The organism is Arthrobacter sp. HMWF013 (genome assembly GCF_003061105.1).
Classification (GTDB): domain Bacteria; phylum Actinomycetota; class Actinomycetes; order Actinomycetales; family Micrococcaceae; genus Arthrobacter.
Genome location: NZ_QAIQ01000703.1, coordinates 1 through 1307, shown reverse-complemented (window position 1 = coordinate 1307; position 1307 = coordinate 1). Strand labels below are relative to the sequence as shown.

1 protein-coding gene is annotated in these 1307 nt (G+C 63.4%); it reads left to right on the top strand.

The features are described from left to right. Positions 1–171 precede the first annotated feature (171 nt). Positions 172–1307: DUF4389 domain-containing protein (locus DBR22_RS22700; RefSeq protein ID WP_108600834.1), on the top strand; the 1136-nt coding region annotated here is incomplete at its 3' end.

Here is a 1307-nt window from a genome sequence, read left to right as displayed (position 1 = left end):
TAACGGGGCGGGTTCAGGCAACAGGGACGAAAGCCCCGCCGGCCCCGCGGCGATTTGTCTTCCGGAGTGACCTTTGGCCCTGTTGGCGGGTGGGCTGTGGCATAACGCTGGAGGAGACCTGATACGGCTGGGGGCTGGGCTGAAATGCTTCGTCAATTTCGGGAGGCCGACATGAAAGCCCGTTCAATCACCATGCTGGTTCTCGGCATTTTGTTGTCGATGCTCGGAGTTGGGCTCCTTTTCGGGGGCATCGGCACTTCGTGGATCAACTCCCGCCAGAACGACGGCGGCTATCTCACTTCTCCGAGGGAGCGCTTCGCCGTTGATTCCACGGCAATTGTCTCTGCCCGCGCGGAGGGCATGCGCGATGACGACTACCCGGGGCCGCTGCCTTTTGACGTGGGCAGCATTCGAATCGGCGCGGAATCGGCCAATCCCGGAAAGGACATCTTCGTCGGCATAGGGCCCAGGGCTGACGTGGACCGCTACCTTGCCGGGTCAAACTTTTCTGAGCTGCGGGATGTAAGTTTCCGTCCCTTCAATGTGGAGTACCGGGAGATTCAAGGCACCGCGCAGCCAGCTGTGCCCACGGACCAGGACTTCTGGGCCGCCTCGTCGTCCGGAAGCGGCGAAAGGGAGTTCAACTGGAACATAGCGGCCGGTGACTGGTCGGTGGTGGTCATGAACGCGGATGCCAGCCCGGGTGTTGCTGTGGATCTGCAGGCCGGGTTCCGGTCCGAACTGTTCGGCCCGATAGCGGCGGGACTGCTGGCAGGCGGCGCCATCCTCCTGGTGCTCGGCGTTCCGCTCCTGATTTTCGGAGCCCAGGGGCTGGGCAGGCACACTCCTGCGCCGCCGTCGGGCCCGGGACAGTACCCGGGTTCCACTGCAGCGCCCCACCCGGGGGCCGCGGTGCCGCCCTATTCCAGTCCGTACCCGGGTGCCGGATCGCAGCCCGTGGGTTACCAGGCTCCATCCGCACAACCTCCGGCCATTCCAGCTGCTGCGGTTGAGACGGCGCCCTATCCGGCCAGGCTCCGGGGCGATCTGGATCCGGTGCTGTCGAGGTGGATGTGGCTGGTGAAGTGGTTCCTGGCCATACCTCATTTCATTGTCCTGTTCTTCCTCTGGTTTGCCTTCTTCATCGTCACCGTCATCGCCGGCTTCGCGATTCTCTTTACGGCCCGCTACCCGCGATCCCTTTTCAATTTCAATGTGGGTGTCATGCGCTGGAGCTGGCGTGTGGCGTTCTATGCCTACGGTGCCTTGGGAACAGACCGGTATCCGCCGTTCACCCTGGCCAGGAC